This window comes from Kitasatospora sp. NBC_01302 (assembly GCF_035976515.1).
Taxonomy (GTDB): Bacteria; Actinomycetota; Actinomycetes; order Streptomycetales; family Streptomycetaceae; genus Kitasatospora.
Genome location: NZ_CP108404.1, coordinates 8,345,941 through 8,371,505, shown reverse-complemented (window position 1 = coordinate 8,371,505; position 25,565 = coordinate 8,345,941). Strand labels below are relative to the sequence as shown.

Annotated in this window: 4 protein-coding genes; all 4 read right to left on the bottom strand. The window is 75.3% G+C overall.

Translation table 11 applies throughout. The features are described 5' to 3' along the window. Nucleotides 1-171: 171 nt before the first annotated feature. The 4 genes from fabD to OG294_RS36260 all read right to left on the bottom strand — a co-directional run bounded on the left by fabD (nt 172) and on the right by OG294_RS36260 (nt 25,514). Nucleotides 172-3,432: an ACP S-malonyltransferase gene (gene fabD / locus OG294_RS36275; protein ID WP_442789385.1), complete on the bottom strand. Its 3,261-nt coding sequence runs from the start codon at nt 3,430-3,432 to the stop codon at nt 172-174. A gap of 101 nt (nt 3,433-3,533) precedes the next feature. Further along, nucleotides 3,534-21,590 (bottom strand): non-ribosomal peptide synthetase, encoded by an 18,057-nt coding sequence (locus tag OG294_RS36270; RefSeq protein ID WP_327070812.1) that lies wholly within the window; start codon nt 21,588-21,590, stop codon nt 3,534-3,536. A 145-nt stretch (nt 21,591-21,735) separates the two neighbouring features. After that, the gene (locus tag OG294_RS36265) at nt 21,736-24,360 is read right to left on the bottom strand and encodes a type I polyketide synthase (protein ID WP_327070811.1); all 2,625 of its coding nucleotides are present in this window, start codon (nt 24,358-24,360) and stop codon (nt 21,736-21,738) included. Nucleotides 24,361-24,380: 20 nt separating this feature from the next. Next, nucleotides 24,381-25,514 (bottom strand): OzmP, encoded by a 1,134-nt coding sequence (locus tag OG294_RS36260; protein ID WP_327070810.1) that lies wholly within the window; start codon nt 25,512-25,514, stop codon nt 24,381-24,383. Between the last annotated feature and the right edge of the window lie 51 nt (nt 25,515-25,565).

The following is a 25,565-nucleotide window of genomic DNA, read 5'->3' as shown; positions in this document are numbered from 1 at the left end:
CGCGACGGGGTCGAGCATCTCACCGAAGGGGCCGCGCGGCGGGGATCCCGGGGCGGGCGCGGAGGTGGTGGCGCGGAGGTCGTGGCGCGCAGCTGGTGGCGCGGAGGTGGTGGCGCAGCCGTGGCCCGGCCCCCGGGGCAGGGGCCGGGCCCGCGGTCGCGCTGGCGCGGGTCAGCCGAAGGCGCGCAGGCGGGTGGTGATGTGGGCCGCCGCGCCCTCCATCAGGACGTCGGCGACGGCCGCGACCGTGCGGGCCTGCCAGGGGTGCAGCCCGGTGCCGGCCACCACCTGGTTGAAGGCGCCCATCGAGGGGCCGCAGTGGACGAGGTAGTCGACCCTGGCGCGCTGGTCGCCCGTCACCGCGAGGCGGAAACCGCGCTCGAAGTAGCCCCGGCACAGCGCGGTCAGCTCCGCCTTCGGGTCCCCGCCGGGCGCCGCGGCCGACGGCAGCTCGCCGCCGAGGTAGCGGTCGAGGACCTGGGTGCGAGTGTCGCTGTCGAGGTCGGCGAGTGAGGTGTGGCGGCGCCACAGGTCGTGCAGCTTCGCGGCCCGGGCGGGGAAGAAGAGGCCGCGCTTCAAGTAGCGGGCGCGGACGCCGAGTTCGAACATCTCGCCCCAGGGCGCGGTGTCGACGTCGTATTCGCGTGCCTCCTGGAGGAGGTCCTTGACCTGGGTGCTGGTGGCCGCCTCCACCGTGCACTGGTTGACCGAGCCGGTCAGCACGAACTCGGCGCCGAGCAGGAACGCCGCCGCGGCCGCCTCCGGCGTGCCGATGCCGCCCGCGCAGCCGACGTGCACCCGGTGGCCGCCGGGCCGGGCGGCCCCGTCGCGCAGCCGGAGCACCGAGGGCAGCAGGGTCAGCAGGTCGGCCGTGCTGCTCAGCCAGCCGCCGTCCGCCTCCACGCACAGGTCGTCGGCCATCGGACGCGCGGCGGCGGCGCGGGCCTCCTCCTCGGTCACCTCGCCGGCCGCGAGCAGCCGGGTGACCAGGTGCTGCGGCGGCGGCGCGAGGAACTCGGCGGCGACGTCGGTCCTGGAGACCTTGGCGATGATCCGCCCGCCCTTGAGGCGGAAGCGGACCAGCGCCGGGGTGATCAGCGGGAAGCCGGAGGCTTCGATCAGATCGACGCCGTGGCGCAGCAGTTGGTCGACCAGGGCGGACTCCTGCTCCGGTGCGCCGTGGCGGTAGAGCAGGTTGACGCCGAAGGCGCCGCCGAGGCCCAGCTCGCCGGTCAGCGCGCGCAGCTGCCGCTCCACCTCGGCCGGCGCGAGGCCGCCGGTGCCGAGGAAGCCGAGCAGCCCGGCCTTGGCCGAGGCGCGCAGCAGGTCGGGGCCGGAGACGCCGCCGTAGAGCGAGCCGACCAGGTAGGCGCGGCGCAGCCCGTAGCGCTCACGGAAGCCGCGGGCGCCCAGGTCGTCGGGGCTGAGCGCGGCGGGGGCAGCGGGGGCAACAGGGGCGGCGGGGGCAGCGCTGGGGACGGTGGGGACGGACGCGATGGGGACGGTCTGCGGCTCAGGCGCGGGCGCGGGCGGCAGGGTCGGGGCGGGCAGCGGCTCGGCGGCGGCCCGGATCTTGGTGACCAGCTTGCCGAGCACCCGCCCCGGTCCCAGCTCGACGAAGTCGAAGTCGCCGAGCCCCATCAGCCGGCGCACCGTCTCGGTCCAGCGGACCGGGGAGGCGATCTGCGCCGTCAGGGTCTGCTTCAGCGCGCCCGGCGCGTACGGCTGGGCGTCCACGTTGGCGAGCACCGGGACGGTCGGCGGGTGCAGCGTGAAGCCGTCCAGGTAGGCGGCGAACTCTGCGGCCGTGTCGCGCATGTAGCGGGAGTGGAAGGGGGCGCTGACGTTGAGCCGCACCGCGCGGGCGCCGGCGGCCTCGAAGGCGGTGCAGGCCGCGTCGATCTGCTCGCCCGGCCCGGAGATCACGAACTGGTCGAGCGCGTTGTGGTTGGCGAGGTCCAGGCCGTCGAGCCCGGACTCGGCGAGCACCCGGGTCACCGTGGCCTCGTCGGTGCCGACCACCGCGGCCATCGAGCCGCCGCCGGCGGCGGCCATCAGCTCCCCGCGCCGGCGCACCAGGTGCAGCCCGGTCTCGAAGTCGAAGACCCCGGCGGCGAAGAGTGCGACGTACTCACCGAGGCTGTGGCCGATCAGGAAGTCGGCGGGCTCGGGGTCCTGGGCCAGCCGGTCCAGGTAGCTCAGGGCGCTCACCACGTAGAGCGCGGGCTGGGTGAACTCGGTGCGGCCGAGCTTGCGTTCGGGGTCGAGGACGCAGAGCTCCTGGATCGGGTAGCCGAGCACCCGGTCGGCGATCGCGGTCTGTTCGGGGAACCGCTCGAACAGCTCCCTGCCCATCCCCCGCTGCTGCGACCCCTGACCTGGGAAACCATAGACCTTCATGCCGCGTGCCTTCCTTGCCGTCTTCGGGGCTGCTGTCGTCGGGGCCGGTGTCTTCGGGGCTGCTGTCATCGGGGCCGGGGACACCGGTGCCGGTGCCGGTGGCTTCGGGGCGGCGAGCCGGCGGGCCCTGGCCGTCACCTCCCGGTCGTGGCCGAACGGGCTGAGCAGCGGCAGCGACCTGGACCGCGCCCCCGCCGGCAGGTTGTTGCGCACGAAGTTGTGCAGCGTGCCGGAGGGGCCGAGGTCCAGGTAGAGGAAGTCGCCGCGGCCCAGCATCCCGGCCATGGTCCGCTCGAACTCGATGGGCAGGCGCGCCACCCGCCAGAAGTGCTCCGCGGTGGCCCGCCCGACCAGGCGGCCGTCCACGCAGGAGACCCACGGGATCCGCGGCGGGGCGAACTCCACGCCGTCCAGGGCTCCCCGGCATTCGTCGAGCACCCGGTCCATCAGGCCGGAGTGGTAGGCGTACTCGACCGGCACCCGCTGGTGCAGCACGTCGGCCGCGCGCAGCGCCGCCTCGGCCCGGGCCAGCGCCTGCTCGGTGCCCGCCACCACGAAGTGGCCCGGGTAGTTGCGGGCGGCCACCTCGCACTCGTGCAGTTCCGGCACCCGGTCCAGCGCCTCGGGCCGGGCGATCACGGCGAGCATGCCGCCGCGCGGGCCGGCCCGCAGGCCGTCGGCCTGCCGGACCAGGACCCGCAGGCACTCCAGCGGGTCGATGCTGCCCGACACGGCCGCCGCCGCGTACTCGCCGAGGCTGGAGCCGAGCAGGTAGTCGGGCTCGATCCCGGCCGCCCGCAGGCTCTCGGCCAGCGCGAGTTCGATCATGACGATCGCCGGGTGGGTGATCCGGGTGTCGGTGAAGGGGTCGTTCTTGCGCTTGGCCGGGTCGAAGAGCCGGGCGAGCACGGACTCGCCCAGGGCCTCGGCGACCACGGCGTCGTAGCGCTGCAGGGCCGTGCGGAACACCTCGTCCTCGTCGAAGAGTTCCTCGCCCATCCGGTAGTACTGGGAGCCCTGCCCGGAGAACATGAAGACCACGGGCAGGGACCCGGTGGGCGGCCCGGCGACGTGGGCCGGACCGACGTGTGCCGGCGGGGTGCGGACCGGCTCGGCGCGCAGCGTCGGCGCGGTCACCGGTAGCTGTCCCAGAACAGGCCCGTGGCGGCGGGCGCCACGGGTTCGCCGGTGCCCCGCACGACCACCCGGCGGTTGAGCTCGGGCTGCGGCAGCGGCGGGCGGGCGCCGCGGTGGCCGGCCGGCGCGGGGCCGAGCAGCAGGTGGGCGTTGGTGCCGCCGTCGGCGAAGCAGTTGATGGCGGCCAGCTCGGCCGTGGCCGGCCAGGGCTGCGCCTGCCTGGGGAAGTACAGCGGGGAGGCGGCCAGGTCGAAGTGCTTCAGCGGTTCCTGTCCGGAGCCGAACGGCACCTGCTCGCGGTGCTGCAGCATCAGCACCACCTTGACGAAGGCGGCGATGCCCTCGGCGGCCAGCGGGTGGCCGATGTTGGGCTTGATCGAGCCGAGCGCCACGGGCTGCGCGGAGCCGCTGCGGTAGACGCCCTCCACCGCCTTGAGTTCGAGCAGGTCGGTGACGGTCGAGCCGGAGCCGTTGGCCTCCACCCAGCCGACGTCCTGCGGCTGGTGGCCGCTGCGGGTCAGTGCCGTCACCATCACCTCCTTCTGCGCCTGGAGGTTGGGCGTGGCCGGGCCCGCGGTGCGGCCGTCGTTGTTGATCGCGATGCCCTTGAGCACCGCGAGCACCCGGTCGCCGTCGGCCTGCGCGGCGGCCAGCGGCTTGAGCAGGACGACGCCGACGCCCTCGCCGAGCACCAGGCCCGCCGCCCGGCTGTCGAAGACGTGGAACTCGGCGCCCGGGTTGAGCAGTCCGCGGCGGCCGAAGACCTGGTGGGCCCGGTCGTCCGCGAGCAGGCTCACCCCCGCGACCACGGCCGACTCGATGTCGCCCGCGCGCAGCGCCTGCACGGCCATGTCCATCGCCACCAGGGCGGAGGAGCAGGCGGTGTCGACCACCAGGCTCGGGCCCTGGAAGTCGAAGAACTGCGAGATGTTGGCGGCCAGGTAGTTCTGCCCGGTGACCACCACCGGGTTCTTGGCCTGCTCCAGCAGCGCGCCGTCCGGGGTGTGGGTGGCCCGGCCGCCGACGTAGACGCCGATCCGGCGGCCCTTCAGCTCGGCCGGACGGTAGCCGGCCTGGTGCACGGCGCGGTGCACCTCCTCCATCAGCAGCAGTGCCTGCGGGTCCATCGCCGCGACGTCCGCCTCGGAGAGCAGGAAGGCCTCCGGGTCGAAGCGCAGTTCCTCGGGCAGCAGGCCGGCGTGGTAGCCGAGCGGGCGGCCGAACCGCCGTTCGGGGATCGGGCGCAGCGCCGAACGGCCCTGGCGCAGCAGCTCCCAGTACGCCTCGGCCGAACCGGCCTCGGGGAACCGGCAGGACAGGCCCACCACCGCGATGTCGCCGGTGGCGCGGGGCTGCTCGGCGGCGGGGCGCGCGGGGGGCTGGGGTGCGGGTGCGGGCGCGGGGGCTGCGACAACGGGGGTGCCCACGCTGCCCGGGGTGCCCACAGTGCCCGCGGTACTCGGGGTGCTCGTGCCGAAGGCGGCGAGCAGCTCCACCGGGTGCTCCTCGGCGAGGTAGGCCGCGAAGCCGTCGACCGTGGGGTACTCCAGCAGCGCCGAGGGGTCGACCGAGACGTCGAGCCGCTTGGCGACGGTCTGGACCAGCTGGGAGACCATGATCGAGTCGATGCCGAAGTCCTGCACCGGCACGTCACCGGTCAGCCTCGCCCGGTCGAACCGGAGGTCCGCCGCGAGGCGGTCCAGCAGCCAGCCGGCCACCGCCGCGATCGCCCCCTGAGCCTCCTTGCCAGCGGCGGGTGTTGCCGCTGCCGGTGCGGCGGCGGGGGTCGGCGCGAGCGCAGCCGCCGCGGCGGGCGCCGAAGCAGCCGGAGCAGCCGGTACCGCCTCCAGCCGACGGGCCGTCAGCCGCTCGGGGCGCCAGTCGGCACCTGCCCTGGCCACCGCGGGCAGCACCACCCGGGCACCGCTCGCAAGCGCCCGGTCCAGCAGGCCGAGCCCCTGCTCGTCCGTCAGGGCGGCCAGGCCCGAGGCCTGGTAGGCGGCGCTGCGCGCCTCCCCCATGCCGGTCTCCTTCCAGCTCGGCCACTGCACGCTGACCAGCGGCAGACCGTACGGGCGGGCCTCGGCGACCGCGTCCAGGTAGGCGTTGGCCATCGCGTAGTCGCTCTGGCCGACCGCGAGCGCGGGCAGCACGGCGGCGACCGAGGAGTACAGCACGAACAGGCTCAGCGGCTCGTCGCGGAAGCACTCCACCAGTGCGTCGACGCCGAGGATCTTCGGGCCGATCACCCGGGCGATGCCGGTCTGCGTCTTGCGCACGAAGGCGGGGTTCTCGAAGTCGGTGAAGCCGGCGCTGTGGACCACCCCGCCCACCGGACCCATCCGGCGCCGGACCTCCGCCAGGGTCTTGGCCAGTGCCTCCGGCTCCTCCAGCGGGACGGCCAGGGCCTCCAGTTCGACGCCCTGCGCGACCAGCTCGGCCAGCGGGCGCAGCTTGCGGCCGAGCGGGCCGTCGGCGGCGATGTGACCGGCCCACTCGGCCCGGGGCGGCAGCGCCTCGCGGCCGGTGAGGACGAGCTTGCGCACGCCGTGCCGGGCGACGAAGTGCCGGGCGGTCAGCAGCCCCAGGCCGCGGGTGCCGCCGGTCACCCAGAGCACGTAACCGGCCGGGAAGCGCGGCTCGCGCTGCCCGCCGTGGCCGCCCTGGGGGAGTTCGCGCAGCTCGGACCGGTGCCGGATGCCGTCCCGGTAGGCGATCTCGGGCAGGTCGCCCTCGGTGGCCAGCTCCTCGGCCACCCAGTGGCACAGCTGCTCGTCCGTGGTCCGCCGCCCGAGGTCCAGGTGGCGCGAGCGCAGGTGGCGGTACTCGCTCTGGAGCATCCGGTACAGGCCCACCCGGGCCGCGCCGCCGAGGCCCACCGGGCCGGCCTGGCCGCTCTCGCCGCCCTCGTCGCTCCCGGTTGCGCGGGAGACCAGCAGCACGGACAGCTCGCGCCGCCCCTGGTCGACCTGGTGTTGGAGCCAGCCGAGCCAGCTCGGCAGCAGGGAGTGGGCGGGCGGCAGCGCCGGGTCGGCGCAGCCGGCCAGGTCGACCACGGCGTCGAACCGGTCCCAGCGGGTGGCGGGGTCGGCGAGTTCCGCGGTGAGCCGTTCGCCGGTCAGCACCTCGGCGGCGGGCAGCAGAGCCGCCAGCCGGGCAGCCAGCGCCTCGGTGCCCGGCACGGCCAGCACGGCGGTGCATCCGGGAAGCGCGGTGCGGGCGGCGGCCGGGGCGGGGACCCACTGCCGGGTCAGCAGCAGCCCCTGGGGGGCGGGTTCGCCCGTGCCCTGGGGGGTCGGCACGGCGCTGGTGGGCCGGGCGGTGGTCGGCGCGACGGTCCTCAGCGCGGCGAGTTCGGCGTCGGCGGCGGCCAGCCAGACCCGGTCGCCCTCGAAGGGGTAGCCGGGCAGCGGCACCCGCCTCGGCCGGGTGCCGGGGTGCAGGGCCGACCAGTCCACCGAGCGGCCCGCGGTCCAGGCCTCGGCGCAGGCGGCGGGCTCGGCGGCCGGTGCCTCGCCCGCGGCCGGGCGGCGCGGGTCGACCACGCCGGTCCAGCTCCCGGCCGGCTGGCCGCCGGCCGCCGACTCCTCCAGTCGGGCGGCGAGTTCCGGCAGGTCGTGGAAGAGCACCGCGAGCCGGTGGGCCATCGCCTCGCGCCCGCTCTGCAGCGTCCAGGCGACCTCGGCGGGTGCGGCCTGGGCCCCCTCGGCGCGCAGGTGGGCCGCCAGGCGGCGGGCCTGCGCGGTCAGGTGGCGGGCGTCCTTGGCGGAGAGCACGGCCAGCTGCGGGCCGGGGGCCGGGACGGACGGTGGCGCCTGCTCGCCGAGGTACTCCTGCAGGATGATGTGGGCGTTGGTGCCGCCCGCGCCGAACGAGCTCACCCCCGCCGTCCTGGGCCGCACCGTGCCGTCCGCGAGCACCCGGCGCGGCCACGGCGCGCCCTCGCGCTGGACCCGGAACGGTGTGGTGGCGAAGTCGATGTTCGGGTTGAGCCGGTCCGCGTGCAGCGAGGGCGCCAGCTCGCCGTGGCGCAGTTGGAGCAGCACCTTGGTGATCGCGGCGATCCCGGCGGCCGACTCGGCGTGCCCGATGTTGGACTTCACCGAGCCGATCGGCAGCTGCTCGGGCAGCTCCTTGCCGAAGGCCCGCAGCATGCCGTTGACCTCCACCGGGTCACCGAGGGCGGTGCCGGTGCCGTGCGCCTCCAGGTAGTCCAGGTCGGCGGCGCTCAGCCGGGCCCGGTCGAGCGCGGCGCGCACCAGGTCGCCCTGCGCCTTGGGGTTGGGCACGCTGTAACCCGCGCCCGCGCCACCGTGGTTGACGCTGGAGGCCTTGACCACCGCGAGGATCCGGTCGCCGTCGGCGAGGGCCGCGTCCAGCCGCTTGAGCAGCACCGCACCGGAGCCCTCGGCCGGCACGTAGCCGGTGCCGCCCTCGCCGAAGCTGCGGCAGCGGCCGTCCTCGGCGAGGAAGCCGCGCTGGGCGAGCTGGAGGAACTTCACCGGGTGGCTGGAGATGTTGACGCCACCGGCCACCGCCACCTCGCAGTCGCCATTGCGGATCGCCAGGCAGGCCTGGTGGATGGTGACCAGCGAGGAGGAGCACATGGTGTCCAGCGCGACGCTGGGCCCGGCGAAGTCGAAGAAGTACGAGACCCGGTTGGCCACCGAGGCGTAGGACGAGGAGGTGGCGAAGCCCGTGCCGCGCAGCGCCTCCTGCACGCCGTAGAGCTGGTAGTGGCCGTACATCATGCCGACGAAGACGCCGGTGCGGGTGCCGCGCAGCTGCTCGCGGGTGTAGCCGGCGTCCTCCAGCAGGTGCCAGACGGTCTCCAGGAAGACCCGCTCCTGCGGGTCGGTGTGCTCGGCCTCGATCTGCGACATCCGGAAGAAGAGCGGGTCGAAGCGGTCGGCGCCGCGTACGAAGCCGCCCCACTTGCCGTAGGTCTTGCCGAAGACGGACTTGTCCGGGCTGTAGAAGCCGTCGTGGTCCCACCGCTCGCCCGGGATCTCCTCCACGCTGTCCCGGCCGGCGCGCAGGTTGCGCCAGAACTCGTCGACGTCGTCGGCCTGCGGGTAGCGTCCGGCGACGCCGATGATGGCGATCTCCTCGCTCCCGGCGGCGGGGCGCAGCGGAGCGGCGAGGGGCGCGGGCGCAGGCTCGGCCACGGGGGCGGCCACGGACGGCGCGACGGGCGCGGGTGCGGCCACGGGCGCTGCGACGGCTTCGGCCACGGGCGCAGGCGCGGGTGCGGCGGCCGGGACGGCGGGCGCGGCGAGCGCCTGCGGGTGCTCGGCCGCCAGGTGGCCGGCCAGCTCACGGACCGTCACGTACTCGAAGAGCAGGGTCTTGGAGAGCGGCCCGAAGTGTTCCTCCAGCCGGCGCACCAGGCTCATGGTGATCAGCGAGTCCACGCCGTACTGGTCGAAGGACTCCGTGACGGTGATCTCCGTCTCGGGGAGCTTCAACTCCTCGGCCAGCAGCCGCAGCAGCAGCTGCTCGGCCTGTACCTGCGCGTCGCCCGAGGCCTGCGGCGCGGCGGCCGGGCCCGCCGTCGGCCGGGCCCGGCCGCCCTCCAGGGCGGCCAGGATCCGCGCCGGGTCGCCCGGGGCGAGCAGCAGGTGCGACGCGCCGCCGGCCAGCGCGCGCTCCAGCGCCGCCAGGCCGGGAGCGGTGCGCAGCGGGCGCATGCCGAGCACCCGGGTCATGTACTCCTCGGCGGCGGCGTCGATCCGCATGCCGCCGTCCGCCCAGACCGGCCAGGCCGCGGAGAGGGTGCGGCCCCGCCGGGCGCCACTGTGGCGCTGCCGCTCGCGCTCGGCGGCGAAGTGGTCCAGGAAGGCGTTGGCGAAGGCGTAGTCGCTCTGGCCGATGTTGCCGAACGCGGCGGCTGCGGAGGAGAAGAGCACGAAGTGCGCCAGCGGCTCGTCCTTGGTCGCCTCGTCGAGCAGCACCGTGCCCTGCACCTTGGCGGCCAGGACGGCATCCGTGTCCGCCCGCTCCTTGCGCTGGAGCAGGCCGTCGCGCAGCACTCCGGCGGCGTGCAGGACGCCGCCGACCGCGCCGTGGTCGCGGCGGGCCCCGGCGACCAGCGCGCGCACCTGGGCGGCGTCGGCGAGGTCGGCCTGCACGAAGGTGGCGCCGATGGCCGCGATCCGCTCCCGCGTCCGCGCGTCGGGCGTGCGGCGGGCAGCGAGCACGATCGCGTCGGCGGGCAGCCCGGCGGCGCGCCGCACGCCGGCCAGGTGCTCGGCGAGCAGCAGCCCGAGTGCACCGGTGCCGCCGGTGATCAGCTGGGCGCCGGGGCCGGTGAACGCCGCGCCGGTGGCGGCGGGCAGCTCGACCTGTCGCCAGGCGCGCCGGGTCCGGCCCAGCTCGCCGATCCGTACCTCGGGCTCGCCCTCGGCGCCGAGTTCGGCCACCACCGCCTCGGCGAGGGAGCCGGTCGCGACCGCCAGCACGCCGAAGTCGACGGCCGGGTGCTCCAGCCGCACCGAGCGGGCGAAGGCGGCCATCGCCGGGTGGACCGGCGAGGCGGCGGGGTCGCGGTGGACGTAGAGGTGGCGCAGCGCGCCGCGCCGCTCGCGCTGCCAAGCCTGGAGGAAGGCCAGCGCGGCGTGGAAGCCGGTCTCCAGCGCGCTGCCGGGCTCGCGCTGCTCGCCGGCCAGCTGCACCACGTGGACCGGGCCGTGCTGCCCGGCCCGCACCGCGGCCGCGGCGTCGAAGCCGGCGCCCAGCTCGATCCGGTGGGTGGTCACCCCCAGCTCGGCCAGCGCGGCGCCGACCGCGATGCCCTGGGAGCCGGCGTCCAGCAGCAGCACGGTGCCGGTGAGCTCGCGCCGGGCGGCCTCGGCGGGCTGCCAGTGGGGCTCGAAGGCGGCCACCGCGTCCACCGGCGGCCGCACGGGCACCGCGCGCAGCGTGAAGTCCTCGATCGCGGCGACCACCTGGCCGCTCCCGTCGAGCAGCGTCACGTCGAAGCCGAGCGTGCCGGGCGGCACCGGGCGCCGGGCGCGGGTGGCGTGGGCGTGCACCTGTTCCGGCAGCCGGCCGTACAGGCGCACCGAGCCCAGCGAGTACGGCAGGTAGGGCACCGGGACGGCGGGGTCGCCGGCGCCGGGGGCCAGCCGGCCCGCGGTCTGCAGGGCCGCGTCGAGCAGCGAGGGGTGGAAGACGTAGGCGTCCGCGTCCGCGCGGCGCTCCGCGGGCAGTCGCAGCGTCGCCAGCACCTCGTGCTCGCCCTCGGCGAGTTCCTCGATCACCTGGAAGCTCGGGCCGTAGGCGAAGCCGAGCCGGGTGAAGGCCTGGTAGCACTCCGCGCCGGGGTGCACCCGGGTGCAGCGGGCGCGCACGCCCGCCAGGTCGACCGGGGCGGGGCGCTCGGCGGGCCCGGGCTCGCCGAGCAGCAGGGTGCCGCGCGCGTGCACCGGGGCACCGTCGCCGGCACCGGCCACCTCGAAGGCCGTCCCGGTGAGCCTGACCTCCAGCCGGTGCTCGCCACCGGCGGGGAGGCGGACCGGGCTGGCCCACACCAGGCCGTCGACACCGCGCACCGGCCGTTGTCCGGCGGCCAGTTCGCCCGCCAGGCGGGCCATCTCCAGGTAGGCCACGCCGGGCAGCACCAGCTCGCCGCCGACCACGTGGTCGCGCAGGTAGAACTCCTCGCCGGTGAGCGTCTTGGCGTACACCTGCTGCCCGGCGGTGGAGCGGTCGGCGTCCAGCAGGGTCGGGTGCAGCCGGGCGGGCGCCCCGTCGGGGGCCTGCGCCGGGGTGACCCAGTGCCGGGTGCGGGCGAACGGGTAGGCGGGCAGGTGCACCCGGCGGCGCGCGGCGCCCTGGTGCAGGGCGGCCCAGTTGACCTCGGCGCCCGCCAGCCAGGCGTCCGCGAGGCTGCTCAGATCGCCCGGGTCCCCGGTCGCGGCGGCCGGGACGTCGGCGGCGGCGCGCTCGGCCCGTCCTGTGCGCACCGAGGACGGGCGCCCGGCCAGGTGCTCGGCCAGCTCGGTGCGGAGCGCGGCGGTGCCGTGGGCGACCACGGCGAGCCGGTGGGCCATCGGCTCGCGGCCCAGCTGCAGGGTGTGGGCGAGGTCGGCCGGGTGGACCTGCTGCCCGGCCAGGTGGTCGGCGAGCCGCTGGGCGGTCAGCCGCAGCGCCTGCGGGTCACGGGCGGAGAGCACGAACAGCTGCTCCGCGGCCTGCTCCGCACGGATGTCCGGCACGGTCGGTTCCTCCAGGACGAGGTGCGCGTTGGCCCCGCCGAAGCCGAAGGAGCTGACCCCGCCGCGGCGCGGCAGCTCTCCTCCGGCCTCGTCGCGCGGGCGCGGCCAGGGTCGGGCGGTGGCGGCGACCTCGAACGGGCCGCCGTCCAGCTCCAGGTAGGGGTTCTGCTCCTGGAAGTGCAGGCTGGCCGGGATCGTGCCGTGCCGCAGCGCGAGCGCGACCTTGAACAGCCCGGCGATGCCCGCGGCGGCCTCCAGGTGACCGATGTTGGTCTTGACCGAGCCGATGGCGCAGCCGGCCGCCGGGGCCGGGCCGCGCTCGGCGCGCAGCCGGCGGAAGGCGGTGCTCAGCCCGGTGGTCTCGATCGGGTCGCCCAGCGCGGTGCCGGTGCCGTGCGCCTCGATGTAGCCGACGGTCGCGAGCGGCACGCCGGCGGCCCGGTAGGCCTCGACCAGCAGGTCGGCCTGGGCGTCGGGGTTGGGGGCGGTGAGCGAGGTGCTGCGCCCGCCGTGGCCCAGCGCGACCGCCTTGATCACCGCGTGCACCGCATCGCCGTCGCGCCGGGCCCGGTCGTTCGCCTTGAGCAGCACCACGCCGGCGCCCTCGCCGCGCACGTAGCCGTCGGCCCGGGCGTCGAAGGCCTTGCACCGGCCGTCGGGGCTGAGCATCTCGCCCTGGCTGAGCGCCTCGTAGACGCCCGGCGCCAGGATCAGGCTCACTCCGCCGGCGATCGCCAGGTCGCAACTGCCCTCGCGCAGTGCGGCGCAGGCCTGGTGGACGGCGGTCAGCGAGCCGGAGCAGGCCGTGTCCACGGCGATGCTCGGGCCGCGCAGGTCCAGCAGGTAGGAGACCCGGTTGGGGATGATGGAGAGCGCGGCGCCGGTGAGGGTGTGGCCCTCGGTGCCGCGCCCGGCGGCCCGCTGCACCTCCAGGTAGTCGGAGTTGGTGACCGCGACGAACACGCCCACCCGCTTGCCGGCCAGTTCGGAGGGGCGGTAGCCCGCGTCCTCGATCGCCGACCAGACCACCTCCAGCATCAGGCGCTGCTGGGGGTCCATCAACTCGGCCTCGCGCGGGGAGATCCCGAAGAACGCGGCGTCGAAGCGGTCGACGTCGGGGGCGAAGCCGCCCCAGCGGGAGCGGGAGCGCGGCTGGTCGCGCCAGTCCCAGCGGTCGGCGGGGATCTCGCCGACCAGGTCGTCGCCGGCGGCCAGGTGCTGCCAGAACTCCTCGAGGTCGGCGGAGCCCGGCAGGCGCCCGGCCATGCCGATCACCGCGATGTCCTCGGGGCGGCCCGGCTGCGCGGGTTCGCGGACGGGCTCGGGGGCGGCGACCGTCGCCCCGGCCGGAGCGGGCGCGCTGCCGAACCGGGCGGCCAGCTCGGCCCGGTGGTGCTCCCACAGGTGCTCGGCCAGCGCGAGCAGGGTGCCGCGGCGGTAGAAGAGCGTGGGGTAGACCTCGATGCCGTACGCCTTGCGCAACTCGGCGCTGAGCGCGGTGAAGGTCACCGAGTTCATGCCCACCTCGCCGAGCGGGGTGCGCGCGCCGATCTCCTCCGGGCGCGCCTGGACCAGACCGGCGACCAGCCGGGCCAGGTCGGCCACCAGTGCCTGCAGCCGCTCGCCGGGGCCGCCGACGGCCTCGGCGGCGGGGTGCGGCTCGCCGGCGCCCACGGCGCCGAAGGCGGCCCGCAGCTCGGCGGGCGACAGGCCCGCGAGCCGCACCCGGTCCACCTTCTCGTTGAGGGTGCGGGGGAAGCCGGTCACCCGGATCAGCGCGTCGGGCAGCATGTGCTCCGGCAGCCAGGCCGCCAGCTGCTCGCGGGTCGGCTCGGCGGCGCCGTCGGCGAGCAGGTAGGCGGCCAGCAGCGCGTGGTTGCCGCCGCCCAGGTCACGGGCGACCACCACGGCCTCGCGCACGCCGGGCAGGCGGCGCAGGGTCGCCTCGATCTCCTCCAGCTCCACCCGGAAGCCGCGCACCTTGACCTGGGAGTCGATCCGGCCCAGGTACTCGATCCGGCCGTCGGGCAGCCGGCGCACCAGGTCGCCGGTGCGGTACATCCGCGCGTCCGGGTCGCCCGCCCACGGGTCGGGCAGGAAGCGCTCGGCGGTCAGCTCGGGGCGGCCGAGGTAGCCGTCGGCCACCCCGTGGCCGCCGATGTGGAGCTCGCCGGCCACCCCGGTCGGCACCCGGCGGCGTGCGCTGTCCAGCACGTGCAGCACGGTGTTGGCGATCGGGGTGCCGATGGTCACCCGCTCGCCCGCCGCCAGCCGGCTCGCCGCCGACCAGATGGTGGTCTCGGTGGGCCCGTAGAGGTTCCACACCGCGCGGTTGCCGGCCAGCAGCGCCTGGGCGGTGTCGCCGGAGAGCGCCTCGCCGCCGCACAGCACGGTGAGGTCGGCGCTGCCCTGCCAGCCGGCGGCCAGCAGCATGCTCCAGGTCGCCGGGGTGGCCTGGACGACGGTGGCGGCGGAGCGCTCGACGGCCGCCCGCAGCCGCAGGCCGTCCCGGGCGGTCTCGGTGGCCACCAGCTCCACCGTGCCGCCGCTGATCAGCGGCAGGTAGAGCTCCAGGCCCGAGATGTCGAAGCAGACCGTGGTCAGCGCCAGCAGCGTGTCCGCCGGGCCGAAGCCGGGCTCCCGCGCCATCGACCAGAGGAAGTTGGTGAGCGCCCGGTGCGGGACCCGCACGCCCTTGGGCCGGCCGGTCGAGCCGGAGGTGTAGATGACGTAGGCGGTGTCCGCGGGCCCGGCGGGGCCGGGCGAGGGGGCGGCGGGCGGCTGCACGTCCGCCCGGTCCACCAGCAGCCGGGGCACCGCGCCGTGGTCGCCCTGGACGGTGGAGTGGGTGAGCATCAGGTGCAGCCCGGCGTCCTCGGCCATGTAGGCCAGGCGCTGCGCCGGGTAGGCGGGGTCGAGCGGGACGTAGGCGCCACCGGCGGCCTGCACGGCGAGCAACGCCACCGGCAGGTCGGCGTCGCGCGGCAGCAGGACGCCCACGGTACGGCCGCGGCCGACCCCGGCGGCCGTCAGGCGCCCCGCCAATGCCACTGTCCTGTCCGCCAGCTGACGGTACGTCAGTTCGGTGTCCTGGTAGCGGACGGCCACCGCGCCGGGGCGGGCCTCGGCCTGGCGCCGCACCAGCTCCCAGACCAGGGTGTCGGCCGGGTAGTCGGCGGCGGCGGGCGGGGCCAGCTGCTCGCGCTCGGCCGCGGTGAGCAGCTCCAGCTCGCCGACGGTGGTCCCGGGCGCCCGCACCGCGTCGGCGAGCAGGGTGGCGAAGTGCTCGCCGATCCGCTCGACGGTGGCGGCGTCGAACAGCTCGGGGTCGTACTTGAGCGAGTAGCGGCAGCCCTCGGCCTGCTCGACCACCTCCAGGGTCAGGTCGAACTCGCCCTCCTGGTGGACGCCTTCCACCGGGCCGAGCACCAGGGCCCGGCCCGGGTCGGCGGCCTGCGCGCCGCGGGTCCAGTTCTGGAAGTAGAAGGCCACGTTGAACGGCGCACCGGAGGCGGGGTCCGCGCGCCGCAGCTCCTCGGCGAGGGTGATCAGCGGGTAGGCGCTGTGCTCCAGCGCGCCCAGGGTGGTCCGGTGGACCCGGCGGACCAGGGCGCGGAAGGGCTCCTCGCCCTCGATCCGCTCGGCCAGCACCACCATGTTCATGAAGTAGCCGAGCACGTCCTCGTAGCCACCGGCCGGACGGCCCGCGGTGGGCGTGCCGACCGCGATGTCGCCCTGGTCGCTGTAGCGGTGCAGCAGCGCGAACCAGCCCGCCAGCAGGACGCCGAAGAGCGAGACCTGCTCGGCCGCGGCCAGCGCGCGGGCCTGCTCGGCCAGTGCCGCGGGCAGGTGGCCGTCCACACTGGCGCCCCGGAAGCCGGGCACCGGCGGGCGCGGGCGGTCCAGTGGCAGCGGCACGGTGGTCCGCCGGCCGCGCAGCCGCTCCACCCAGTACTCCCGCAGGCGCTGCCCCTCGGCGCTCGCCAGCAACTCGCGCTGCCAGGCCGCGAAGTCGGCGTAGCTGCGGGCGGGCCGATCGGCGGGCAGCAGGCGGCCGGCGCGGACCGTGCGGTAGCCCTGCTCCAGCTCGGCCAGCAGCAGGGCGATGGAGACCCCGTCGAAGACCAGGTGGTGGAAGGCGAGCAGCAGCGCCTGGCGGCCGTCGCCGAGGGTGTAGAGGGTGGCGCGCAGCAGCGGGCCCTCGGCGAGGTCGAAGGTGCGGCGCAGCTCGGTGCGCATCCGGGCCAGCACCTCCTGCTCGTCGACCGAGGTCAGGAAGACCTGCTGGAAGGGCAGTTCGGGCTCAGCGGCGATCCGGACGAACGGCCCGTCAGGGCCGGTGCGCACGCTCGCCCGCAACTCCTCGTGGCGGTCGAGCAGGTCCTGCAGGACCACCCGCAGGGCGAGCACGTCGAGGTCGCGGTCGAGCCAGAGGGCGAGCGGCAGGTTGTAGGCGTAGTTGCCGGGGGCGATCTGCTCGATCACCCACAGTGCGCGCTGCCCCTCGGAGAGTTGATGGACCGTCAGATCGAGGTCCTGGCGCTCCCGGCGCGGGCGCAGCACGAGCTCGGCGGCCACGGCGGCGGGGGCGGCCATCGGGGCCGCAGCGGGTGCGGGGACGGCGGGTACGGGGACGGCGGGCGTGGCGGCGGGTGCGGCCTCGGCAGTGGCGGGCGCGGGGGCGGGCGCGGCCTCGGGCGTGGTGGCCGGGACGGCGTCGGCCAGCCAGCCGGCCGCCAGGTGGGCGGCCAGCTCGCGCAGCGTCGGGCGCTCGAAGAAGTCGCCGAGCGGCACGCTGACCCCGAAGGCGTCGTCCACGGCGGAGACGATCTTCATGCCGCTGAGCGAGTCGAATCCGTAGTCGGCGAGCGGGCGGTCGGGGTCGATCCGCTCCTCCAGCTTGAGGACCCGCTCCACCAGCTCCCGCAGCCGCTCGCCGACGGTGTCGGCGGCAGCGGCAGGAGCGGCGGCGGGGGCGGTGCCCGCCTGGGCGTCGGCGGTCTCGCCCGGCGCGGCAGCGGCGACGGTCGGCACCGCGCCCAGCACCACCCCGTCGCTCTCGGCGACCAGCACGGTCTGGCCCAGCTCGGCGCGGTCCGCGCCCAGCGCCCGGACCTGGGTGTAGCCCTCCTCGTGCAGCAGACGGGCCCAGCCCTGCGGCGAGGCCAGCGGCGAGTCGGGCATCCGCAGCTCGCCGTCGTCGAAGACCCACCAGCCCTCCAGCACGCCGCCGCCGATGGTCAGCAGCGGGCGCACCGAGGTCAGCTCGTTGAGCACCAGCCAGCCGCCGGGGCGCAGCAGCGCCTTGGCCCGGCGCAGGGTGGCCCGCAGGTTCCTGGTGGCGTGCACCACGTTGGTGGCCAGCACGATGTCCGCCGAGGCCGGCTCGAAGCCCTGCTCGGCGAGCTCCCGGTCCAGGTTGAGCACCTGGAAGCGGGTGAACGGGTAGCGCTCGGCGAAGCGCTCGCGGCCGAACTCCAGGAAGCGCGGCGAGATGTCGGTGAAGGTGTAGCCGACCCGGCCCGGGTGCTCGGCCAGCGCCGGCAGCACCCGCTCGCTGGTGGCGCCGGTGCCGGCGCCCAGCTCGACCACCTGGATCGTCGCCGCGGCCGGCAGCTGCGGCAGCCGCAGGTCGAGGAAGCAGCGGACCGTCTCGCGCACCAGCAGATTGAAGGAGTCGGTGAGCGGGTTGCCCTTGTAGAAGTTCTGCACCAGCTTCATCGAGGAGCCGGGGAACATGATCTCGGTGGCGCCCACCTCGCCGCGCAGGATCTGCGGATAGGCCTCCAGGAAGAGCCGGTTGAGGGTGACCGTCGGCTCGATGTCCGGGTAGGCGGTGGCCAGCCGGTCGAACTCGGCCGTCCAGCCGGCCGCCGCCGTGGCCTGGTCGACCGCGTCGACGGCGGCCGTGGTGGTGACCTGTTCGCCGTCCCGGGCCAGGAAGCCGGCCCCGGCCAGGATGTTGAGCAGCGCCTCGTGCAGCCGCTGGAACCGGCCCTGGATGCCGAGGGCGCCGCGCAGGTGCTCGCTGTGGTGCCGCTCGCCGGAGCGCCGGAAGACGCCCATCCGCTGGTAGACGCCGAGCAGCATGGGGGCGGAGACCGCCTCCAGCTCCTGGTAGCCGGCGATCACCCGGGCGGCGGCGGGGTCGGTGGCGGTGCCCGCGCCCAGTCGGGCGGCGGCACCGGCGAGGGCGGCCGGGTGGCCGCCGCCGTACGACTCGCCGTCGAGCGCCGGGTCGTGGCCCATCGCCTCCAGGGCACGGCGGTTGGCCCGGATCGGCATCGCCTGCGGCAGGCCGCTGCCCAGGATCCGCCGCACGGCGGCGATCCCCTCGGCGGCGCTGAAGCCGCTGATGCCCAGGCCCGCGAAGATCTCCGCGAGGCCGGGCTGGGCCCCGGAGCCGACCTGGCCCCAGTACCCCTGGTTGATCACGGTGACCGGGAAGTCCAGGCGCTCGCGCAGGAAGAGCGCGTAGGCGTCCTCGGTGGCCGAGGCGCAGATGTAGGCGCCGTTGCCCGCGAAGCTGCCGAAGGAGCCGGCCGAGGAGAAGTAGGCCAGGAAGTCGGGCGACTGCCCGGCGAGGGCGGCGGCGAGCACCGCCGCGCCCTCGGTCTTCACCTTGGTCGCGGCGGTGAAGGAAGCCTCGTCGAGGTCGGCCAGGGTGTGGTTGTCGAAGACCATCGCCGCGTGCGCCACCCCGTGCAGGGCGCCGAAGCGGCGGTGCGCCTCGGCGACTGCCGCCGTCAGGTCGGCGGCCGAGCAGGCGTCGCCGCGCAGGTGCGCGACCTGCCCACCGGCGGCCTGAATCGCGGCCACCGCGGCCTGCTGCTCGGCCGTCAGCGCGCCGCGGCTGAACCAGAGCAGCTTGGCGCGGTGGCGCCGGGCCAGGTGCAGGCTCAGCTCCTGGGCGATGCCGCCGGTGCCGCCGATCAGCAGATAGACGCCGCCGTCCCGGAAGACCGGTCCGCTCTCGGGCAGTTCGACCTTGCCCAGGCGGCGCAGGTAGCGCACCCCGCCGCGCAGGGCCGCCGTGCGGCCGGTGCCGTCCAGGGGCTCGGCCAGGATCGCGTCCAGCAGCGGGCGGAGGGCCTCGGACGCCGTCCGGCCGTTGAACTCCTCGGAGGCGAAGTCGAGTCCGGCCACCCGCAGTTCGGGGCGCTCCTTCGGGGCGACCTGCAGCAGACCGTGCAGACCGGCGCCGAAGGGGTTGCGCACCGGGCTGCCCGCCACCGGGTGCACGTCGCTGGTGACCGCCACCACCCGGTCGACCGCCGCGGCCCGCAGCAGGTGGAAGAGGGCGTGGGAGCCGTAGCGCAGCTGCTCGGCCGCCTGCTCGGCGCCGAGCCCGTCGGTCACCCCGGCGCCGGCCGCACCGAGGTGGAGCACCAGGTCGGCGCGGGCGGCCGCGGCCAGCCAGACCTGCGTGGGCTGCTCGTCCAGCCGGACCAACTCCACCCGGGCGTCCGGCTGGTGGGCCGCGAGGGCCTCGCCCAGCCAGCGCGAGGTGGCGGTCACCAGGGCGACGATCCGCTGCCCAGGACGCGCGGGCTCGGCGGCGGGCGCCTGGGCCCGCACCCAGAGCGGGCGGTAGAAGTCGGGCAGCTCCTCGGCCACCGGCTCGGCTGTCGGCTCGGCCACGGCGCCGGCGACGGCGGGGAGTTGGGGGATCCAGTAGCGCCGCCGGGCGAACGGGTAGCCGGGCAGCTCGATCCGGCGGGCCGCCGCGGGCGTGATCCGCGCCCAGTCGACCCCGGCGCCGGTCACCCAGCGCTCGGCCACCGCGGCCAGGTCGCGCCGGGCCACCGCCTGCTCCAGCGCGGCGGCTTCGGGCCCGGCGAGCTCGATCCGGGCGCGGGCGGCCCGGCCGGTGCTGACCCGGCCCTGCTGTGTTCCGGTCCCGGCGGCGTAGCCGGCCAGCACCTCGGCGGCCTCGGCCGCCGAGCGGGCGACCAGGGCCAGGCGGAACTCGTACGGGGTGCGGCCCGCCTGCAGGGTGTGGGCGACATCGGCCAGCCGCAGGTCCGCGTCCTCGGCCGCCGGCCCGGCGTCGGCGTCGGCCGAGGAGGCGGCCAGTGCCGCGGCCAGCGCGCCGATGGTGTCCGCACTCGTCGCGGCGGCCGTCAGCTCGGTGCCCGACTCGGCGGCCAGCAGCGCGTGGTAGCGGGCGAGCTCGGCCACGCCGAAGCCGCAGTCGGCCAGTTCGGTGCCGAGGTCCAGGAACTCCACGGCCACGCCCACGGTTTCGGCGGCCAGCCGCAGGCAGAGCCGCTGGGCGCGGGCAAGCCCTCGGTGCTCCGGGTCCTGGGCCGGCCGGCCCGGCACGGTGGCCCGGCCCAGGAAGGCCGCCAGGTCCGCCGCGCTCGCCCGCAGCCGGTCCTCGCTCTTGGCGGAGAGCACCAGCAGTTGCTCCGACCCGGCCGCCACCGGCTCGGGCGCGCCGACCGGCAGGTACTCCTCCACGACCACACAGGCGTTGGCGCCGCCGCCGCCGAAGGAGCTGACCACGGCGCGCAGCGGCAGGCGCTCGGTGGCGCCGTCCGCGTCCGGGCGCTCCAGGTGCACCCAGGGCTGCAGGGTCTGCTGCACCTCGAAGGGGGTGCGGGCGAAGTCGATCTCCGGGTTGCGGCGCGCCGAGTGCAGCGAGGGCACCAGCAGCCGGTGCCGGAACTGCAGCAGCACCTTGGTCAGGCCAGCGATGCCCGCCGCCGACTCCAGGTGGCCGATGTTGGACTTGACCGAGCCGACCGCGACGGCGGGCCGCTCCCGGTCGGACGCGGGGTCGATCCGCCCGCCGAAGGCCTCCAGCAGCCCGGCGATCTCGATCGGGTCGCCCAGCGGGGTACCGGTGCCGTGCGCCTCCACGTAGCCGACGGTCTCGGCGGCCACCTGGGCGCGCTCCAGCGCCGCGCGGATCACCGCGGTCTGCGCAGCCGCACTCGGCACGGTGTAACCGCCGGTCTTGCCACCGGAGTTGATGCTTGATCCACGGATCACCCCGAGCACCCGGTCGCCGTCGGCCAGCGCCTTGGCCAGCGGCTTGAGCAGCACCGCGCCCACGCCCTCACCGTCGACGAAGCCGTCCGCGTCCGCGCCGAAGCTCTTCAGCCGGTCGTCGTGCGCGATCATCCCGCGCTGCGCCAGGGTGCGCAGGTGCATGGGATGCAGGATCAGGTTGACGCCGCCCGCGATCGCCGCCGCGCACTCGCCGGTGCGCAGGCTCTCGCAGGCCAGGTGGATCGCGGTCAGCGAGGCGGAGCAGGCGGTGTCCACCGCGAGGCTGGGGCCGGTGAAGTCGAAGGTGTAGGAGACCCGGTTGGCGATCGACCAGTGGTTGGAGTGCGCGTCGCTCGGCACGCCCAGCGCGTTCGCCTCGCCGCCCATCCACTCGTAGTTGCTGTTCATCACGCCGACGAAGACGCCCACCCGGCCCTGGGCCGCGAGGGTGGCGGCGGGGTAGCCGGCGTCGTCCAGGGTGGCCGCCGCGGTCTGCAGGAAGAGGCGCTCCTGCGGGTCCATCGCCTCGGCGTCGGCGGGCGAGATCTGGAAGAAGAGCGGGTCGAACTTGTCGACGTCGTCGATGAATCCGGCCCATTTGCTGTAACTGCCGCGCACGCCGCTGGGATCGAAGTGCGCGTCGGCGTCCCAGCGGTCGGCGGGCACCTCCCGGATGCAGTGCCGGCCGGCGAGCAGGTTGTCCCACAGCTCGCCGACCGTCCCGGCCAGCGGGTAGCGGCCGGCGACACCGACGATCGCCACGCCCTCGCTCGCCGGGGCCGGGGTACCGGCACCCCGGGCCAGCAGGCTCAGCAGCAGCTTCCGCTTGTCGTCCACAGTTCTCTCTCTCACAGGGTCATCGGGCGCGGGGTCAGCGGGCCCGGTGTCTACCGCCGCTGGGACGACGGGTGGGGAAGCCGGAGGGGCGGGGGCAGGGTGTGTCTCATCATTCGCGCGCCCGGCGGGAATGATGAGACACGGCCTAGTCCTGCCGGGCCGCGGCCCGCTGGGCCCGCCGGGAGGTGCGGGTGGCGGGGGCCGCCGCCCCGGGCTGCGGGCCGGGGGCGAAGCCCATCAGCTCGGCAAGGTTGTCCACGAAGCTGCGGATGGTCGGGAACTCGACGAAGGAGGTGGCCGGGACGGCGAAGTCCAGCTCCTCGCCGAGCCGGGCGACCACCTCGATCAGCACCAGCGAGTCCAGGCCCAGGTCGAAGAGGTTGGTGTCCAGGGCCGCCAGGTGGCGCCCGCCGAGCACCTTGCCGATCCCCTCGACCAGGTAGTCGGTGACCAGCTCCACGTTCTGCTGCCGGTCCTCGGGATCGAACCTGGCGATCAGCCGCTCGGCGTCCGCGGGCGCGGCGGCGGTGGTGTGGGCGCCGGGCTCGACCCAGTGCCGGCGCCGCTCGAAGCGGTGGGTGGGCAGCGGCACCCGGCGGATCTCGCTGCCCTCGTGCACGGCCGCGAAGTCGAGCTCGGCTCCGAGCACCCACTGCTGCCCGGCCAGGGTCAACAGGTGTGCCAGACCGCCCGGTTCACCGGCCGCGGGGGTCAGCGCGACGGGGTGCCGACCGGCCTCGGCGAGCAGCTCGGCGAGGCCCTCGGTCACCCGTCCGGCGGCGGTCCAGCTGCCGGGTAGCAGGCTCTCCTCCTCGGTCAGCCAGCGACCGGTGCCCGGCGCGAGCACCGGCAGCCGCGGCGCCTGCGGCCGCAGCGGCGCGCCGCCCTCGGCCAGGGCCAGCGCCTCGGCGAGCGGCAGCGCCTGGGAGAGCGCCGCCGCCACGGCCAGGCCGGTGCCGCCGGGGGCCAGCCCGGCGGGCTCCACGCCCCAGGCCAGCAGGGTCCGGGCGAGCGCGTACTCGTGCACGAAGCCGGCCCGCGGGCCGCCCTCGCCCAGCAGCGCCTCGGCCGCACCGGGCCGGCCCAGCGCGCCGGCGCAGGCGTCGACTGCCGTGCGGTACTGCGGCACCGCCTGGTACAGCTCCGCGCTGTCCGCGGGCTCGGCCGCGGCGCCGGTCAGCACCAGCACGGGGGCGGTCGGCTCGCGGCCCACCACGCCCTGGCGCAGCTGCTCCTCGTCGCCCAGTGCCAGCGCCATGGCGGCCTGCCGGGTGCCGCGGGCCACCAGCGCGAGCCGGTGCGGGTGGCTGCGCCGGCCCAGGCCCAGGGTCTGCGCCACCGCGCCCAGGTCCAGCTCGCGGTGCTGCTTGAGATGGCGGCCCAGCGCCGCGGCGGCCTGCTGCAGGGCGGCCTCGGAGCGGGCGGAGAGGACCAGCAGCTCGCAGTCGCGCCCGCGCGGGGCGGCGGTCCTGGCGGGGGGCTCCTGCAGCACCACGTGGGCGTTGGTGCCGCCGATCCCGAAGGAGCTGACCCCGGCCAGCCGCGGCCCGTCGGCGGCCGGCCAGGCGGTGGCCTCGGTGTTGACGAAGAACGGGCTCGCGGCGAAGTCGATGTCGGGGTTGGGCGCGGTGTAGTGCAGGCTCGGCACCAGGGTGCCGTGCTCCAGCATCAGCGCGGTCTTGATCAGGCCGGCCAGGCCGGCGGCGGTGTCCAGGTGGCCGATGTTGGTCTTCACCGAGCCGAGCGCGCAGAAGCCGGTCCGGTCGGTGCCCTGGCGGAAGGCCTCGGTGAGCGCGGCCACCTCGATCGGGTCGCCGAGCGGGGTGCCGGTGCCGTGCGCCTCCACGTAGCCGATGCCGTCCGGCTCGACGCCGGCCACCTCCTGGGCGTCGGCGATCACCTCGGCCTGCCCGGCGATGCTCGGCGCGGTGTAGCCGGTCTTGTGCGAGCCGTCGTTGTTGACCGCCGAGCCCTTGATGACCGCGTGGATCCAGTCGCCGTCGGCCAGCGCCTCCTTGAGGCGCTTGAGCACCACCACGCCGGCGCCGCTGCCGATCACCGTGCCCTGGGCGTTCGCGTCGAAGGCCCGGCAGTGGCCGTCCGGCGAGAAGATCATGCCCTCCTGGTACTGGTAGCCCTGCTGCGAGCCCAGGTGCACCGCGCCGACCAGGGCCAGCTCGCACTCGCCGCTGAGCAGCGCCAGGCAGGCGGTGTGCACGGCGACCAGCGAGGTGGAGCAGGCGGTGTTGACGTTGATGCTGGGGCCGCGCAGGTCGAGCTTGTAGGAGACCCGGGTGGCCAGGAAGTCCTTGTCGTTGGCCAGCATCAGCCGGTAGTGGTCGATGGAGTTGGCGGTCCGGTAGCGCTCGCCGAGGTTGTGCAGCAGGTAGGTGTTCATGCCCGCACCCGCGTAGACGCCGATGTGGCCCTCGGTGTGCTCCGGGTCGTAGCCGGCCCGCTCCAGGGCCTGCAGCGCGCACTCCAGGAAGATCCGGTGCTGCGGGTCGAGGATCTCGGCCTCGTCGTGGGTGAACTGGAACAGCTCGGAGTCGAACAGGTCGACGTCGGGGATGGTCTGACCGGCCTTCACGTAGCGCGGGTCGGCCAGTCGCTCGGCGGGCACGCCCGCGGCGAGCAGCTCCTCGTCGGTGTAGCGGGTCAGCGTCTCGCGGCCCTCGCGCAGTACGTCCCAGAAGCGCTCGACCGAGTCGGCGCCGGGGAAGCGGCAGACCATGCCGATGATCGCGACATCGGAGTCGGAAACAGTCATGACGGGATTCCCTTCGCTTCTCAGCTGAGCGTGATGCCGAGGTCGGCGGCGACCGAACGCATGTCGAGGAAGCTCTGGGCCACGAAGCGGGCGGCGTCCTCGGAGGCGTCCATCCGCTGGAACACCTCCACCAGCGTGGCCTCGTGGTCCGCCCGGCTGCCCTCGCCGGCGGCGATCGCCCGCACCACCTCGCCCAGCTTCGACTCCACGTCGGCGAGGTCGAGCGAGCGGGGGAACTTGATGCTGAAGGTGTTGCGGTCGTAGTCGGCGTTGCGCTTGACCGAGCGCACATGGCTGGCCGCGTTGAGCTTGTAGAACATGCAGTCGAAATTCTTGAACGAGTAGTAGTTCAGCAGCGGGAACAGCGTGCAGTGGGTCTCCAGCGGCGAGGACTGGTAGAGCCCCTTGGCGCGCAGCTCCTCGACGATCCGGTCCGGGTCGTACTCGTGGCGCATCGCGATGAACGGGAAGACGATCTTCGGCAGGTTCTCGTCCTCGTCGAAGAGCAGTTCCTCCAGCTCGCCGCCGAACAGGGTGTCGGTCAGCCGCTCGCCGAAGGTCTTGTAGAAGCCGCGCACCACCTCGCGGACGTTGGACTCCATGGTGAGGATCTGCTGCGGGTCGGCGCAGAGCGCGATGTAGGGGATCTTCTGGCGGTAGGCCATCAGGATCGCGCGCAGCACGAAGAAGGTCCGGCAGGAGACGCAGGGCAGCTTCTCGTCCAGGTACTTGCCCGGCTTCTTGGGCGCCGGACGGTTGAACACCTCGCGCATCATCAGCTTGATGTTGTCGTCGTCGGCGTCCAGCACGAAGGTGGCCGGGATCTTCTCCCGGGCGAGCGCGATGTTCTGCGCGGCGTGCACGCTCTCGAACGGCACGTCGAAGGTGAAGGCCAGCACCCGCTTGCCGTACTCGTTGACGAACTTGTCCAGCATGTAGGTGCTGTCCTTGCCGCCGCTGTACATGAACAGGCAGTCGTACTCCCCGCCGGACGGCGGCGCCTGCTGGAACTCGGTGAACACCTCATTGGTGTAGCGGTAGTTGGTGAGCAGGTCCTCGGCGAAGTCCAGGTTGCAGAGATTGCACACCTGCTGGTCGTCGAGTACCACGCCGGGGTGGTCGGCCTTGAGCGAGCAGACCTTGCAACTGGACACGGAACTCCCTGTGGTACCCGTCTCGGATCGGATTGCTGAGGTGCTGGCGGG